Raw genomic sequence first — 15372 nt, 5'->3', positions numbered from 1 at the left:
GATATCGTCCGGAGATGACTTCGGCACATCGAACGACGGTCCGGGCGGCGCTGGTGTTCTTCGCGCTGGCGGGTGTCCTCGGCGCCGCGTGCAAGCCCGAGGAGCGCAACTACGAGGGCGACGGCTGCCCGGAGGGCAAGCGCGAGTGCGACGGCGATCCGACGACCGTGTGCGAGACGGACGTCGCCACGGACGCCGAGAATTGCGGGGCCTGCAAGAACACCTGCGACTTCCCGAACGGGGCGGGCACGTGCGAGGCTGGGGTCTGCGAGCTCACGACGTGTGATCCGGGCCGCCTCGATTGTGACGACTTCGCCGACAACGGCTGCGAGACGAACCCGCTCACGAGTTACGACCACTGCGGCGCGTGCGACAACACCTGCGCCGCGTCGAAGGCCGTGACGGCGTGCGTGCAGGGCGTCTGCGAGATCGCGCAGTGCTTCGAGGACTTCGAGGACTGCGACGGGCAGGCCGCGACCGGCTGCGAGGCCGACCTCACGTCGAGCAACGAGCATTGCGGCGGCTGCAACCAGCCCTGCACCAGCGACAGCAGCGGCACGGTCGGCTGCGTCTCCTCCGTCTGCAAGGTGATCAACTGCGCCACCGGGTTCGACGATTGCAACGGGCTCACGAACGACGGCTGCGAGCAGGACCTCCTCGCCGATCCGAAGCATTGCGGGGCCTGCGGCCACGATTGTGACGGCGGGGCGTGCGTGGGCGGCGCCTGCCAGTCGGTCGTGCTCGGCAAGGCGCCGCTGGGATCGGGCGCCGCCGAGATCACGATCGACGCCTCGTTCGTCTACAGCGGGCCCGCCCCGGGCATGAGCGGGCCGACCTTCCGGGTGCCCCTCGGCGGCGGGAGCGTCACCACCCTCGGCGGCCTCGGCTTCGGCGGCGTCCTCTCGATGTGGGTGAACGGGGCCGGCCTCTTCGTCGGATACCAGAACAACAGCGTCACCCACATCCTCCTCGATGGCGGCAGCTCCAAGACGTATTCGGGCAGCCAGAGCGCCCGCGGGGTCGTCGCGACGCTGACGGACGTGTACTGGACGAATGGCAATACCATCCGGACCGGGAAGGTCGGCGACGGCAGCTCGAACGGGTATCTATGCTGCTACAACAATGGCGTCATGGGCCTCGCGCTCGACGCGACGCACCTCTACTGGACGACGGGCGTCGGCGAGGTGTACCGCGCGCCGATCGGCGTGGAGAGCCCCCAGCTCCTCGTCGCTTCGGGCGTGGGCGGCGCCTCCGACCTCCTCGTCGACGCGACCCACGTTTACTGGATCTCCAGCATGGGGATCCACCGCGTGCCCACCACGGGCGGCGAGCAAACCGTTCTCGCGACCGAAGGCCCGAGCGTGCGGGGAATCGCGCTCGACGAGGCGCGGGTCTACTGGACGATCGAGGACAAGGGTGAGATCCGCGCCATGCCCAAGGACGGGAGCGCGGCGCCCGTGACCGTCATCGCCGGACAACCCCAGCCCTGGGGCATCGCGGTCACCAGCACGAGTATCTACTGGGCAAACAGGGGCACGGGCGAGATCCTCAAGATCGCGAAGTGACCGAGTATCTCCTCGTCCACGTCACGACGCGCTCGGCCGAGGAGGCCGAGGCGCTCGGCACGGCCGCCGTCGCGCGCAGGCTCGCCGCCTCGGCCCAGGTCGAGGCGATCACGACCACGCATTACCGCTGGAAGGGCGCGCTCCACGCCCACCCCGAGCACCGCGTGACGCTCGTCTCGCGCGCGGGCCTCTGGGACGAAATCGTCGCGTTCGTTCGAGCCACACATTCCTATGAGCTCCCGCAGATCGTCGCGACGCCCATCGCCGTGGGCCTGCCGGAGTTTTTCGCCTGGATCGACGAGAACACGGGCACGTCGGGAGGAGCGCCGTGAAGTACAAGAAGCTCGGGCAGACCTCGATGGAGGTGAGCTCCATCGTCTTCGGCGGCTGGCAAGCGGGCAAGGAGTCGTGGGTCGGCATTGACGACGACGCGCAGATCGCCGCGCACCGGGCGGCCCTCGACGCGGGCGTGACCACGTTCGACACGGCCGAGGAGTACGGGGCGGGGCACAGCGAGCGGATCCTCACGAAGGCGCTCGCCGGCGAGCGCGGGCGGATCGTGATCGCGACGAAGGTGTCCTGGAACAACCTGCGCCGCGCGAAGGTGATCGAGGCGTGCGAGCGCTCGTTACGAAACCTCGCGACGGATCGAATCGACCTCTACCAGATCCACTGGCCGGCGGGCAGCTTCGGCAGCGAGCCCGTGCCGATCGAGGAGACGATGGGCGCGCTCCTGGAGCTGCAAGCGCAGGGGAAGATCCGGGCGATCGGGGTCTCGAATTTCAATCGGTCGCAGCTCGAAGCGGCCTGCCGCGTGGGCCGGGTCGACAGCCTGCAGCCCTGTTATTCGCTCTTCTTCCGGAAGGCCGCGGACGACACGCTCTCGTATTGCGAGGAGAATGGGATCACGGTCCTCGCGTATTCACCCCTCGCGCAGGGCTTGCTCACGGGCAAGTTCGGCCGCGGGCACGTGTTCGCCGAGGGCGACAACCGCGCGGACAACCGGCTCTTCAAGGGCGAGGTCTTCGAAGAGGCGCTCCGGGCGCTCGACGAGCTCCGGCCCATCGCCGCGAAGAATGGCCTCTCGCTCGTGAACCTCGCGCTCGCGTGGCTCGTCGCGCAGAAGAACGTGTGCGCGGTCGTGGGCGCGAGGGACGCGGCGCAGGCGGCGGAGAACACGCGCGCCGGGGACGTGTCGCTCGACGTGCAGGATCTCGCGGAGATGGACCGGATCGGGCGCGTGGTCTCGGACGCCCTGCCGCCGGGATTGATGTGGGACTGGTGATCGCGTAGGATCGCTCCCGATGTCCGAAGGCAACGACCCCGAGATCGCCGAAAAAGTCCGCCTCATCATCGCCGAGGCCCTCGCCCTCGATCCCGCCGCGGTGAAATACGAGTCGCTCTTGATGAGCGACCTCGGGGCGGAGTCGCTCGATTACCTGGATATCGTGTTCAAGATCGAGCGGACGTTCGGCATCCAGATCACGCGCGGCGAGATGCAAAAAGCCGCGCGTGGCGACATGAGCGACGAGGAGTTCGCGCCGGGCGGCGTGGTCAGCGAGAGGGGCCTCGAGCGCCTGCGCGAGCTGATGCCGGAGGCGAAGGACCGAATCGTGCCGGGGCTGCGGGCGGTGCAGATCCTGGGGCTCTTCTCGGTGCAGACGTTCGTGAACATGGTGGAGGCGAAGAAGCGGGGTGTGGTGGTTTAATGGCTTCGATTCGACGGCGATCACGCCTTCTCCACGCGGCCTAGAAGGTTGAGAACGCGGCCCGGATGGATGCCGTGTACTCGTCCGCGCACCCGCGAGTTTCTTCCAGATCGAGGCCCCCACCCTCGAGCTGGGCCCGGATGCTTGCAACCGCCTTCGTCATCGGAGAAACTGTCCCTCACACCCATGTCGACCCAGCGAGCCACGAAAGCCATACGCGAGGCGACGACCCGCCGAGGGGAAGGCTCCACGCGTGCGCCTCGCGCGCGACAAGACGATGTCTCCCGCGTCCGGGACCGTGCCGGTCGCACGTGGACCGTGACTGTCATGCCCGTCGAGGAGAACGACGATCTCTCGCCGTGGATCGAGCTCACGCCGAAGCAGAGGATCGAGCTCATGAGCGAGTGCGTCCTCGATGGCCTCCGCCTGGAAGGTATTCGTGACGTTCCCCGACTTCGAAGAGTTCATCGCGTCGTTGAACGCCCATCGCGTGAGGTACCTGATCGTGGGAGGCTACGCGGTAGGGTTTCACGCGCGACCGAGGGCGACCAAGGACATCGACATCCTCGTCGATAGGTCGAGGGCGAACGCCCGGCGCGCGAGACAGGCGATGATCGATTTCCTGGGGAACGACGCGCCGAACATCACCGAGGAGAAGCTCGTCCACCCGCGGACGCTGATCATCCTCGGCGTCGACCCGATTCGAATCGATATCCTTACCAGCATCGACGGTGTTCCCTCCTTCGCCGCAGCGTGGAAACGTCGGGTCGATGGAGTCTACGGAGCTACGCCCGCGCATTACATATCGCTGGAGGATCTCGTCGCCTCCAAGCAGGCTTCGGGGAGACCTCAGGACATCGCCGATGTCGATGTCCTGAAGCGCGCAGTAGCACGAATGCAGAAGAAGCAAAAACCGCCGGCGCAGCGCTGAACACACGGCCGTACCCCAACCGCACGGTGGACCATCAAAGCCCCCCGTCGATCACCACCTGCCCGCCCGTCATGAACGAGTTCTCGTCCGAGACGAGCCACGCCGCCAGATCCGCGACCTCCTCCACCGTCCCCAGCCTGCCCAGCGCCGATTGCGCCACGTAACTCTCCACGCGGTGCTTCGGCAATCGCGCGGACAGCCCGGTCTCGAGCAGCCCCGGCACCAGGCAGTTCACCGCGACTCCATAACGACCCACCTCCTTCGCGAGCGCCAGCGAGAACCCGACGAGCGCCGCCTTCGAGGCCGCGTAATGGACCGGCGCGTCGAGCACGCGGTCCGCGCCGAACGAGCCCACGTTCAGGATGTGGCCCTTCTTCTGGCGGATCATCGACCTCAACGCCGCGCGCGCGAACAGGTACGGCCCCTTCACGTTCGTGTCCATCGCCGCGTCCCACTCCGCCTCTTCCAGCAGCGCGATCGGCAGGACCTGCGTCAGCGCCGCGTTGTTCACGAGCACGTCGATGCCGCCGTACGCCGCCTCCACCGCCTTCACCGCCGCCGTCACGTGCGCGGCGTCCGAGACCGAACCCTTCAGCACGAGCGGCGTGGCGCCCGCGGCTTCGAGCGCGCCGCGTGTCTCCTCGGCCGCGTCGTCGCGCTCGTGGTACGTGAAGGCCACGCGCGCGCCTCCCCGGGCGAACGCCATTGTTATGGCGCGGCCCAGGTTCCGCGAGCCGCCCGTCACGAGGCAGCGCTTGCCCGCGAGGCGCACGCTCATCGTGTCCTCCCGCGGCCGAGCTGCACGAGCGGCGCCGCCGGGCGCGGGGAGAACCGCGCGTCGCGCTCGCGGTAGAGGACGTTGTAGGCGCAGGACGGCACGTTCGAGCCGTCGGGGCCGGGCATGCCCACGCAGCAGCGGCGGATGCGGTCCGTGTCGAAGGTCTCCTCGTCCATGTGGGTGTGCACGTAAATGGCCTTCGTGTGGGATTCGGCGATCCGCATGCGGATCGCCTCGTCCGTGCCCGGCGCGAACATACGCTCGACGAGGTCCTTCAGGGCGGAGAGCACCGCGTCGGTCTCCTCGCATTCGATGTCGCCCGCCCAGAGCCGATTGAGGACGTCCGCGAGGATCTGCTCCATCTCGGGGCCCGGGACGATGTAGAGCTCCTGCGAGAGCAGGCTACGCAGGTCCTCGCGGCTCATGAAGCGGGTGAACGGCAACCAGCGGCCGTCCTTCAGGCGGAGCAGATAGGCGATCTGGTAACAGAGCGGGTGCGCGAGCGGCGAAGGGACGAAATCACGCACCACGATCCGGCCGCCCGATTGACGCTCGATGTCGGAGAGCGCGTCGAAGGCCGTGTACCGCGCGCTCCGCTCGAAGGAGGCGCCGCTCTGCCCCGTGAACGTCATGGGGTGGAACTCGACCGAGCGGATGAAATCCTTCGAGAGCGCGAGGTCGATGAAGGCCGAGACCTCGTGGTCGTTCACGCCCCGCGCGAGCACGGGCAGGAGCGTCGTCGGCACGCCGTGTTTTTCGAGCAGCTCGAGGATCCTGAGCTTTGCGTTCAGGTGGTGGCCGCCGAGCATCTTCTTGTTCGCCTCGGGCTCGAAGGAGTCGAACGAGAGGATCACGCGCGCGCCTTTGCGGGCGAGGCGCTCGAGCAAAGCCTCGTCGCGGAGGAAGCGCAGGCCATGCGTGGAGACGGTCACGCGGCGGACGCCCGCGGACACGCACATCTCGACGAGGCGCTCGAAATCGGGGTGCTGCGTGGGTTCGCCGCCGGTGAGGTTGATGATGCGGCGGTCGGGCGCGACATGGTCGAGGTGCCGCAGAATCGCGGCGAGCTCCTCCTCGGACATGTGGTACGCGCCCTCGTTCTTGTTGTGCGTGTAGCAGATCGGGCAATCGAGGTCGCATTTCGAGGTGATCGGCACGACCGGCAGGTGATTACGTTGCTCGTGCTGCTCGCACGGGCCGCAATCGTAGGGGCAGCCGGCGGAGACGGGGCGCGGCGCCGCGGGGCGCTCGAGGACGGAGGTGCTCCGGACGGTCTCCTCGTACCAGTCCGCGGAGCTCGAGAGGAGCACCTCCTCCGGCCCGTGCTCGTCGCAATGTTTGCGCAGGTAAACCTCGCCCGCGACGCGGACGGTCTCGGCCGGGACGGCGCGCTTGCACGTCCTGCAGAGGCCCGTCGTCGCGGCCAGGATCACGCCTTCGTCGCTTCCGTCTGCCATGGTCGCCCGAGCCATCTCCGGACCGCAAAATCGGTCGTGTGAATGAGGAAAAACCCGAAGACGAGGTTCGTCACCCAGGTGGCCCAGAGGGCCGGGGTGAGGCGCGCGACGGGCGGGAAAGGCCGGTGCGCGAGGTTCACGTTGAGCGTGGGCGGGGTCGCGTAATACGCGAGCACGACCATCGCGGCGAGGAAAACAAACGAGGCCCAGGGAGCCCAGCGCGGCAGGCCCGAGCGGCGGACCTCGAGGGCGCCCACGACGAGCGGGGTGATGTGCACGAGCACGGAGGTCCAGGTGGTCGTGCCCGTCTCGCAGAGGTCGAAGAGATATCCCCAGACGCCGGCGCCGAGGTGGAAAGAAAACCCAAAAAGGACAAGCGCGGGCCTCTCGAGCAGCACGCCGACGGCGAGGACGGCCGTGGCCACGTGGCAGGCATAAAGCATCTCGGGCAGGAGCCCGAACGGCATCTTGGAGATCACCGCGTGCAGGACGAGGATCACGAAGAGGAGGACCCCGACCCAGCGCGGCGTCACAGGCCCCCCGTGATGGGCAAGACGGAGCCGGTCATCCATCGATTGTGGAGCGCGAGGCGGGTGATGGCGCGCGCAGCCTCGGCGGGCGCGCCGGTCCGCTGGAGGGCGCTGTACCGCTTGTAATCGGCGAGCCGCGCCGGATCGAGCCCCGCGGAGATGCCGCCGCCGAGCGCGCCGAGCAGGACGAGGTTCAAGCGGACGTCCCTCGGGCCGAGCTCCTTGGCGAGGGCCTGGGTCATTCCGAGGCGCGCCGACTGGGTCGCGGCGAAATGCACCGATGCGGGGATCTTCGCAATTCCATCGAGCGCCGCCGTGAGCACCACGTCCCCGGGCCGGCCCGAGAGGTACGCGGCGAACGATTGCACGGCGACGAAGACGGAGCGGACGTTGACCGCGTGCAGCTCGTCGAAGCGCGCGTCCGTGACGTCGGCGAGCGCGTCCGTGCCCGAGACGACCGCGCAATGGACGAGCAGGTCGGGCGAGGTCCCCTCGGCGTGGAGCTCGGCGAAGAGGGCGCGGATCGCGGATGGGCTGGCGAGGTCCGTCGAATACCCCCGCGCGCCGGTCTCGGCCGAAAGAGCCTCGGCGACGGCCGCGCCGCGCCGGTACGTAAAAACCACCCGCGCCCCCGCGGCCGCGAGGGAACACACGACCTCACGGCCGACATAACCGCTGCCGCCGAGCACGAGCGCGCGCCGGGTTTCGGTCACGATGGCGCCTCCAGGCGGTCGACGTTCGGGGGCTCCGCTCCGACAAGCGGAGCTGCGCCCCCGAGCCCCAGCTCGTACCGCAACGTCTGATCCTCGCGCACGTGCCAGATCTTCTGATCGATGTAGTAATGGTGGAAGAAGATGCCCCAATAAAGGACGAGGAAGAGCTCGGGCAACGCGGCGCCACGCGGGAAAGGCGAGAGGCCCGGGACGACGCCACGCGCGGCGTTGAGCGCGAGGTATCCAAGCGAGACGAGGACGAACGCGGCATACGCCCCGAGCGGGCGCTTTCCAGCGATCGCCACGAGCGAGCCGCCTTCGTCGCCCTCGAAGCGGCGCCGGGAGACGGCGAACACGATGCCGAGGTAATTCACGCCGTGCACGGTCCCCCCGACGATCGTGCTCGCCATGAACGCCTGCTCGGGATCCTCGGGGTGCGGGACGAGCGGCTCGAAGGAGCCAACCACGAAGAGCGCGAAGAGCTGGAGGCCAAGCGTGGGTCCGAGCAGATAGAGGAGCGGTCGCCTATCCTCGCCGGGAAAACGGGTCCGCCGGTAGATGCCATAACCAAGCGTCGCGACGAGGAGCAGGCCAAAGAGGACGAGGCCAAGCGTGGCGAGAATGGGCGGAGGATCCGCGGACAAGCCGAGGAAGACACGACTCTGCGGGTGGCCGAACGAGAAGAGGCCAAAGGCGAGCCAGAGGGCGCCGTGCAAGAAGAGGCGATCGGTCTTGCGCGCCGGGAGCGTGGTGCGCGCGTGGTGCTGGTAGATGGCGAGGACGCCGTACGATTGCCGGACGGCATGGTGAAAGCTCCAGAGCGCGGCGACGAGGAGGAAGAGGTCCATCGGGGCGCGCTCGCCCGTGACGCGGCTGAGCGCAAAGGCGCCGAGGCCCGGCAGGAGCCAGGCGAGGCTCACGAGGAGCAAGCCGCGGCGGCGCGCGCGGAAGCCCGGGTCGAGGTAGGTGCGCGCCCAGGTGGCCACGAGGTGAGGGCCGTCGACGAGCAGGAGGAAGGCCACGAAGAGAGGTACGATCGCGGCCGGGACGGCGAGCGCGAAGGCCCCGACGAGCGCGGCGACGAGCGCGCTGCCGAAAAAAAACACGAGGTCGAAGCGAGGACCCCCGATGAAGCCGGCCTTCACGGGGGCATGGTACTGCGGCGGTGCCCAGGACACCAGACCACGAGGGAGGACCGGCGGATCATCGGCAACCGATCGGCGAACCATCGGCAACCGATCGGCGGATCATCGGCAACCGGGGCAACGATCATCCGTACCCGGGTCATGGATCATTCGTATCCGGGTCAACGATCATCCGTACCCGGGTCATGGATCATTCGTATCCGGGTCAACGATCATCCGTACCCGGGTCATGGATCATCGGCAACCGGGTCAACGATCATCCGTACCCGGGTCATGGATCATTCGTATCCGGGTCAACGATCGTTCGCCATCGCGGGAGGGAGGAGCGGCTCAGGCGAGGCGGCGGGATCGGCGGCTGAGGGCGAGCGCGCCGAGGCCGAGGAGCCACACGCCGGCGGCGCCGTAGGTCGCGGCCCCCGGGGCCACGACGGCGCAGCCGCTCTCCTCGGCGGGCGGAGCTTCCGTGGAGCCGCCGGCACCGGCGCTGCCACCCTTGCCACCGTTGCCGCCGTTGCCGCCGAGGCCCCCGGCGCCGCCGACGCCGGGGCTACCACCGGCGCCAGGGCTGGGGATGTCCGCGAAGGCCGGCGCGGCGAGGGCGAGCGGAGCGAGGAGACCCAAAACAATCAAGAAATGACGCATGGGCCGGAGGAGAGCAGAAGGCGCCCCGGGCGGCAAGGGGTCAAACGCGAGGCGCGCGACGACGACGCAAGAGGCCCGCGGCCATCAACGCCGCGAGGACCACGGGCAACGAGGTCTCACGGCCAGGCTGCGAGGAGAGGCTGCAGAGGAACCCATCTCCCACGAGGACGGTGTTGTCGTCACAGGCATCGCCGATTCCATCGACGTCCGCGTCGAGCTGATCCGCATTCGCCACCGCAGGGCAATTGTCGCGGTCGTCGGTCACGCCGTCCATGTCCCCGTCGCCGGGCGGCGGCTCGCAGGCGTCGCCGATTCCATCCTCGTCCGCGTCCGCCTGATCCGCATTCGCCACATCCGGGCAATTGTCGTCTTCGTCGGGCACGCCGTCCATGTCCCCGTCGGGCGGCGGCAGCGACTCGCAGACGTCGCCGATTCCGTCGCCGTCCTCGTCCGCCTGATCCGGGTTCGCCACCGTGGGGCAATTGTCGTCGCCGTCGAGGAGGCCGTCGTCGTCGCTGTCGTCGCAGGCGTCGCCGACGCCGTCGCCGTCCGTGTCCGCCTGGTCGGCGTCCTCGACCAGCCGGCAGCCGTCGGCGTCGTCATTCACGCCGTCGCCGTCGCTGTCGACGTCCTGATAGTCCGGCGTCCCGTCGCCGTCCGTGTCCACCACGGTGTAATCGATGCTCCCGCCGTCGACGGGCGCCTCGACCGTGTCCGCGAGGCCGTTCGTGCCATAGGGGCCGGGGACGACGCCGCTCATGTCCGCGAGGCCGTGGCCCGCCTCGACGCCGTCGGGCCAGCCGTCGGCGTCCGAGTCCGTGTCGCGGAACTCGTGAATGCCGTCGCCGTCCGTGTCCACCGCGCAGCCGGGCGTGAAGACGATCCCGTCGAGGAAATTGCCGACGCTGCCGCCCTGGGACGACGCGAACGCGAAGCGGGAGACGGTCTGCCCGGCGGGGACGACGTAAATACCCGTCACGAGCTGCCATTCCATGGTGCCGGTCGTGACCTCGGTGATGAGCGAGGGCTCGTCCTCGGGCGCGCCGACGTAGAACTGCATCGTTTCGGGGCCGGTGCGCCCGCGATGATAGAAGCGGTAGAGATAGGCCTGCCCGGGCGTCGTGGGGACGTCCTGGTAGAGGGTCGACGCCACGTTCGCGTTGAGCTCCACGAATTGTGTCCCATCCGCGGCGGGCACGCCGTCGAAGCCGGTCCCCCAGAACTCCAGCAATCCGTCGGCGGCCGTCGTCGTCCAGCCGGGCACCATGGATTGGTCGATGAGCTGGTAGGTGCTGTCCGGGATATCAGGCGTCTCGAAGCTGCCATTCACGAGGGAAATGGCGGTGTTGTCGCACTCGACGTCGTTGGGGATGCCGTCGTTGTCGAGGTCGAGGTCGACCGGATCCGGGACGCCGTCGCCGTCCGCGTCCGCGGCGTTCGGGTCGTAGCCGAGGAGGGTCTCGTGCAGGTCGGCGAGGCCGTCGCCGTCGGTGTCGAGGAGCGCGCATTGCGAGGGCGCGCCGTTGCAGCCGTAAAACGGCTCGATCTGGCAGACGGCGCTGCAGCCGTCGCCGTCGTTGTAGTTGGCGTCGTCGCAGGTCTCGGCGGCGTCGACCACGCCGTCGCCGCAAGGCAGCCGTTCCGGGCCGCCGGACGCGGCGAGCGGCGGAGGCGCCACGCAGAGGAGGCCGAGCACACCGAGAATGCCGAGCCCTCGCGAGGCGCCCCTCCGTGAAAGAATCCCGTGACGGCGAAAGCCAACCCGATCTCGATTCGTTGCCTCTGTCATGGTCGGACGCGCCTGGCAAGGGATGCGCCAGTCTGCTGACGCCGTGATTCCCGCCGTTTCCAGGTGGGAAAGCAAAAGGGTGAGGGGCGGTCGCCTCAGTTTCCACGGGAGGTTGATGTCTCCTGTCCTCAGGCCCCCTCACGCTTGACAACCCCCCTGCCCCGGGCGCTTCCATGGCGTGAGCCATGCCGGACAAGCACGGGAGCCTGCTCACGTTGTCGATGATCGTGAAGGACGAGGCCGCGACGATCGCGCGCACGTTGCGGAGCGTGAAGCCCTTCGTGGATCGGTGGGTGATCCTCGACACGGGGTCGACCGACGGCACGCAGGAGGTGGTTCGTCACGAAATGAGCGGGGTCCCGGGGGAGCTCTTCGAGGAGCCGTTCGTCGATTTCGCGACGACGAGGAACCGCGCGCTGGAGCTTGCGGGCACGGCGACGGAGTTCGTCCTCTGGCTCGACGCGGACGACGAGCTCGAGAATGGACAGGCGCTCCGGGCATTCCTCGAACGAGAGCGGGAGGCGCGGGGGCCTTCGCGGGAGGCGTATTACGTGCGGGTGGCGCTCGGGATCCACTTCGATTCGCCGCGGATCGTGCGGAGCCACGCGGGTCATCGGTTCCGCGGCGTGGTGCACGAGGTGCTGACGCACGACGAGAGGCCGCCGCCGAGCATCCGGGTGCCCGAGGTGCTGATCCGGCACCACCGCGGCGAGGCGTCGGCGGAGCGGAGCCGGAGGCGCTGGGAGCGCGACGTGGGGCTGCTCGAAAAGGCGCTGGCCGAGGATCCGGCGGACACACGCGCGGCGTTTTACCTCGCCGAGACGCTGCTCTGGCTCGGCCGGTACGCGGAGGCGGAGGCCGCATTCGCGCGGCGCATTTCGATGGGGGGATGGGCGGAGGAGGTGTTCGAGTCGTACATGGGGATCGCGCGGTGCGGGGTGGGGCAGAACCTGCCATGGCCGCGGGTGCTGACGCGCTGGCTCGACGCGCACCTCGCGGCGCCACACCGCGCCGAGCCGCTGCACGCGATCGCGATGCACCACGACGCACGCAAGGAGCACGCGCTCACGTTCCTCTACGCGCGCCGCGGCTACGAATTGCCGTTGCCAGTGAACGACAGGCTCTTCGTGGACGAGGAGGTGTACACGTGGAAGATGGCCGATCTCGTGGCCTCGTCGGCCTACTTCCTCGGGGAGTTCGCCGTCGGCGAGGCGGCCGCGCAGAAGGCCGCGAGGGCGCGGCCGGACGACGAGCGGCTGCAGAAGAACCTCGTGTTCTACGCGGAGAGGCAGCGGCAAAAGAGGCCTTCGCGGTAGGGCCCTTTCGTGCGAGAATGGGCCCTGGCATGACGAAACGCGCCCGCCCCCGCATGAAGACCCCTGCCCTGCTCGCCTTCGCGCTCGCCGCCGCGCCCGCCCTCGCGTGGGGCTGGGAGCCCATGATCGTGCAATACGATCCGCTGATCCGCATGCCAGGGACGCAGCCGCGGGGCGACATGACGATCGAGCCTTCGGTGCAGTGCCTCGGGTGTCACGCGGGGTATGCGCCGTCGATCGAGCCGGGGTTCGGGTGGAAAGGCTCGATGATGGGGCAGGCCGCGCGCGACCCGTTCTTCTGGGCCGCGCTGGCGGTCGCCGCGCAGGACTCGATATGGGCGCTCGGCAACCCGAACGGGACGGACATCTGCCTGCGTTGCCACATGCCGAAGGGCTGGCTGGAGCTCCGGAGCGATCCGACGAACGGCCAGGCGATGAGCGACTTCGATTTCGACGGCGTGCAATGCGATTTCTGCCACCGCATGGTGGATCCGTTCTTCGAGGACACGTTCCAGGGGATACGCGAGGGGAGCGACTGGCCGGGGTACTGGGACGAGACGAACATGAGCGAGACGATGTCGTCGGCCGGAGCGCAAAAGACGCGCGAGGCGGACATCCTGCAATCGCAGTCGCACACGCTGTTCAACGGCAGCCCGATGTACGGCGCGGATCATCGGCCCGTGAGCACGGACTACCGGGAGAACGGGGCCGGGCAATATTACGTGAGCGACAAGCCGGAGCGGCGCGGGTCGTTCGCGGACGCGCAGGCGTTCCACCCGATGCAATACAGCCGCTACCACAAGAGCAAGTATTATTGCGGGACGTGCCACGACGTGTCGAACCCGGTCTTCGCGAACATGTCGGCCAAAGGCACGATGCCGAACGACGGGACGACGGTGCTGCCGACGGAGGCGAAGGCGCCGGCGGAGTATTTCCACGTGGAGCGTACGTGGTCGGAGTTCATGCTGAGCGATTACGGGCTGCCCGGCGGCGCGCCGGGCGTGGGGCCGTACGCGCCGGACAAGTTCGAGACGGGGCAGCCAAACAACACGATCGCGTCGTGCCAGGATTGCCACATGCCGGACAGCGTGGGCGCGGGCGCGTCGATCGTCGGGTCGGTCATCCGGCCGACGGAGAGCGTGGAGCACCCGTCGAGCGGGCAACCCGTGCACGATCTGACGGGCGGCAATGCATTCGTGCCGTGGCTGCTCGCGAGTACAGTGCCGTCGTCGCCGAACCACGACGCGACGAACGCGGCGTTGCTCGGGCAAGGCGCGGCGGCGCTGACGCTCTCGCTCGACGCGGGGACGAAGCTCGACGCGGCGGCGCTGATCGCAGGCGCGAACCGGGCGATCTGGACGCTCGGGCGCGCGGCGAACATTCTATCTCTCTCCTACGATCCGCTGAGCGGCGCGACGTCGTTCCGGGTGCGAAACAACACGGGGCACAAGCTGATCACGGGGTATCCCGAGGGCCGGCGCATGTTCCTGAACGTGCGTGTCTTCGACGGCGATGCGCTGGTCCACGAGGTGAACCCGTACGACATGGCGGTCGGCACGCTCCGGGGGCTCGACCCGTCCCACGCGCCTTCGAGCCCGCCGCTCGGGCCAAATGAGACGTACGAGGACGCGCTCGTTTACGAGGCGAAGATGGCGAGCGCGCTGACGGGACAGACCCAATCGTTCCATTTCCTCCTCGGGACGGAGCGGTCGAAGGACAACCGCATCCCGCCGAAGGGCTTCCGGATCGCCGAAGCGGGGACGCGAATGACGGAGCCGGTCTGGGGAGGAGCGATCTCGCCGGGTTTCTTCTCGGCGGAGGAGTACACGGGCGGCTACGACGACGTGAGCTTGACGTTGCCGGCCGGCGGGAGCCGGGTGGAGGTGCGGCTCTATTACCAGACGACGAGCCGCGAGTATGCGGAGTTCTTGCGGGACGAGATCAACGGGACGGCGACGTCGCTCGGGAGCCCGGCGCCCTCGGGCGAGCCGAATGCATACATCGCGCAGACGGACCCGTTCTTCGGGGCGCTCCGGGCGTGGGGCGACACGATCTGGCAGATCTGGGAGCACAACAAGGACGTGCCGGGCGTCGCGCCGATCGAGATGACACGCGCGGAGATCCTGGTGAAGGACGTCTGCCAGGACGCGGGCGCGAGCGACGGAATGGCCTGCGCCGACGGCGACGCCTGCACGACGGGCGAGACGTGCTCGGGGGGCGCGTGCACGGGCGGAGCGGCCACGAGCTGCGACGACGGGAATCTGTGCACGGACGACGCCTGTGATCCGCAGCTCGGATGTACCCACACGGCGAACACGGCGCCGTGTGAGGACGGGAATGCCTGCACGCTCGACGATGCCTGCGCCTTCGGCGTCTGCACGGGGCGAGCGAGGGTGTGCGTGGACGGCGACCCGTGCACGGACGATTCGTGTGATCCGGTGGCGGGCTGTCAATACGTGCCGATCCCCGATTGCGGAAGCGGTGGCGGCGGCAGCGGTGGCAGCGGCGGCAGCGGAGGCGCAGGCGGAAGCGGTGGCGGAAATGGCGGCGCAGGCGGGAGCGGCGGCGCAGGCGGGAGCGGCGGCGGAGATGGCGGCGCGGGCGGGCGCGGCGGCGCACCCGCGAATACGCCGGACGAGAGCGACTGCGGCTGTCGGGCCGTCGGGCGCGACGCGGGCGCGGCGGGCGGGCTCGGGCTGATCGTGGCCATGGCCTCGATGGCCCTCCGGCGGCGCAAGCGGAGGAGCTGACGCCGCCAGAACGGGCCAGCACGGTCCGTGCATCCCCCCGCGCGGCG

At 68.8% G+C, this 15372-nt stretch carries 14 protein-coding genes; 7 read left to right on the top strand and 7 right to left on the bottom strand.

From position 1 onward, the window contains the following. The first annotated feature begins 14 nt into the window (after positions 1-14). From GF068_RS39840 to GF068_RS39820, 5 genes are all read left to right on the top strand, one after another. Positions 15-1565, top strand: a complete 1551-nt coding sequence (locus tag GF068_RS39840; RefSeq protein ID WP_153824777.1) for a hypothetical protein — start codon at positions 15-17, stop codon at positions 1563-1565. Then, positions 1562-1897, top strand: coding sequence for a divalent cation tolerance protein CutA (gene cutA, locus GF068_RS39835; RefSeq protein ID WP_170319959.1), 336 nt, complete (start codon positions 1562-1564; stop codon positions 1895-1897). Before GF068_RS39840 ends, cutA begins: the two co-directional genes overlap by 4 nt. After that, positions 1894-2850 (top strand): aldo/keto reductase, encoded by a 957-nt coding sequence (locus GF068_RS39830; protein WP_338046768.1) that lies wholly within the window; start codon positions 1894-1896, stop codon positions 2848-2850. Before cutA ends, GF068_RS39830 begins: the two co-directional genes overlap by 4 nt. A 19-nt stretch (positions 2851-2869) precedes the next feature. Continuing rightward, positions 2870-3274: a phosphopantetheine-binding protein gene (locus tag GF068_RS39825; protein WP_153824775.1), complete on the top strand. Its 405-nt coding sequence runs from the start codon at positions 2870-2872 to the stop codon at positions 3272-3274. Between the two features lie 415 nt (positions 3275-3689). Continuing rightward, positions 3690-4205: a DUF6036 family nucleotidyltransferase gene (locus GF068_RS39820; protein ID WP_153824774.1), complete on the top strand. Its 516-nt coding sequence runs from the start codon at positions 3690-3692 to the stop codon at positions 4203-4205. 34 nt (positions 4206-4239) lie between these two features. Here the strand turns inward: GF068_RS39820 and GF068_RS39815 are convergent, their stop codons facing one another. The 7 genes from GF068_RS39815 to GF068_RS39790 form a co-directional block, all read right to left on the bottom strand. Continuing rightward, the gene (locus GF068_RS39815; RefSeq protein WP_170319958.1) at positions 4240-4983 is read right to left on the bottom strand and encodes an SDR family NAD(P)-dependent oxidoreductase; all 744 of its coding nucleotides are present in this window, start codon (positions 4981-4983) and stop codon (positions 4240-4242) included. Then, positions 4980-6440, bottom strand: coding sequence for a radical SAM protein (locus GF068_RS39810; protein WP_170319957.1), 1461 nt, complete (start codon positions 6438-6440; stop codon positions 4980-4982). Before GF068_RS39810 ends, GF068_RS39815 begins: the two co-directional genes overlap by 4 nt. After that, on the bottom strand, positions 6413-6973 hold the full coding sequence (locus GF068_RS39805) for a hypothetical protein (RefSeq protein WP_153824771.1): 561 nt from the start codon (positions 6971-6973) through the stop codon (positions 6413-6415). Before GF068_RS39805 ends, GF068_RS39810 begins: the two co-directional genes overlap by 28 nt. Continuing rightward, positions 6970-7683 (bottom strand): SDR family oxidoreductase, encoded by a 714-nt coding sequence (locus GF068_RS39800; RefSeq protein WP_170319956.1) that lies wholly within the window; start codon positions 7681-7683, stop codon positions 6970-6972. Before GF068_RS39800 ends, GF068_RS39805 begins: the two co-directional genes overlap by 4 nt. Beyond that, positions 7680-8828, bottom strand: a complete 1149-nt coding sequence (locus GF068_RS47280; RefSeq protein ID WP_170319955.1) for a hypothetical protein — start codon at positions 8826-8828, stop codon at positions 7680-7682. The genes GF068_RS39800 and GF068_RS47280 overlap by 4 nt, the downstream gene beginning before the upstream one ends. 330 nt (positions 8829-9158) lie before the next feature. Next, on the bottom strand, positions 9159-9470 hold the full coding sequence (locus GF068_RS44630) for an MYXO-CTERM sorting domain-containing protein (RefSeq protein ID WP_206079654.1): 312 nt from the start codon (positions 9468-9470) through the stop codon (positions 9159-9161). A 40-nt stretch (positions 9471-9510) separates the two neighbouring features. Next, on the bottom strand, positions 9511-11166 hold the full coding sequence (locus GF068_RS39790) for a thrombospondin type 3 repeat-containing protein (protein ID WP_170319954.1): 1656 nt from the start codon (positions 11164-11166) through the stop codon (positions 9511-9513). A gap of 278 nt (positions 11167-11444) precedes the next feature. On the opposite strand from GF068_RS39790, the gene GF068_RS39785 reads away from it, so the two are divergent. Beyond that, on the top strand, positions 11445-12575 hold the full coding sequence (locus tag GF068_RS39785; protein WP_153824768.1) for a glycosyltransferase: 1131 nt from the start codon (positions 11445-11447) through the stop codon (positions 12573-12575). Positions 12576-12604: 29 nt separating this feature from the next. Then, positions 12605-15325, top strand: a complete 2721-nt coding sequence (locus GF068_RS43955) for a hypothetical protein (RefSeq protein WP_170319950.1) — start codon at positions 12605-12607, stop codon at positions 15323-15325. Positions 15326-15372: the final 47 nt, after the last annotated feature.

Origin of the sequence: Polyangium spumosum (genome assembly GCF_009649845.1) — a bacterium.
Taxonomy (GTDB): Bacteria; Myxococcota_A; Polyangia; order Polyangiales; family Polyangiaceae; genus Polyangium; species Polyangium spumosum.
The sequence above is the reverse complement of the archived record's forward strand: the minus strand, read 5'-3'. Positions and strand labels throughout refer to the sequence as shown.

Coding starts and splice junctions, on each gene's coding strand:
- GF068_RS39840 (WP_153824777.1), top strand. CDS start 15: ATGACTTCGGCACATCGAACGACGGTCCGGGCGGCGCTGGTGTTCTTC.
- GF068_RS39825 (WP_153824775.1), top strand. CDS start 2,870: ATGTCCGAAGGCAACGACCCCGAGATCGCCGAAAAAGTCCGCCTCATC.
- GF068_RS39820 (WP_153824774.1), top strand. CDS start 3,690: ATGGCCTCCGCCTGGAAGGTATTCGTGACGTTCCCCGACTTCGAAGAG.
- GF068_RS39815 (WP_170319958.1), bottom strand. CDS start 4,983: ATGAGCGTGCGCCTCGCGGGCAAGCGCTGCCTCGTGACGGGCGGCTCG.
- GF068_RS39810 (WP_170319957.1), bottom strand. CDS start 6,440: ATGGCAGACGGAAGCGACGAAGGCGTGATCCTGGCCGCGACGACGGGC.
- GF068_RS44630 (WP_206079654.1), bottom strand. CDS start 9,470: ATGCGTCATTTCTTGATTGTTTTGGGTCTCCTCGCTCCGCTCGCCCTC.
- GF068_RS39785 (WP_153824768.1), top strand. CDS start 11,445: ATGCCGGACAAGCACGGGAGCCTGCTCACGTTGTCGATGATCGTGAAG.
- GF068_RS43955 (WP_170319950.1), top strand. CDS start 12,605: ATGACGAAACGCGCCCGCCCCCGCATGAAGACCCCTGCCCTGCTCGCC.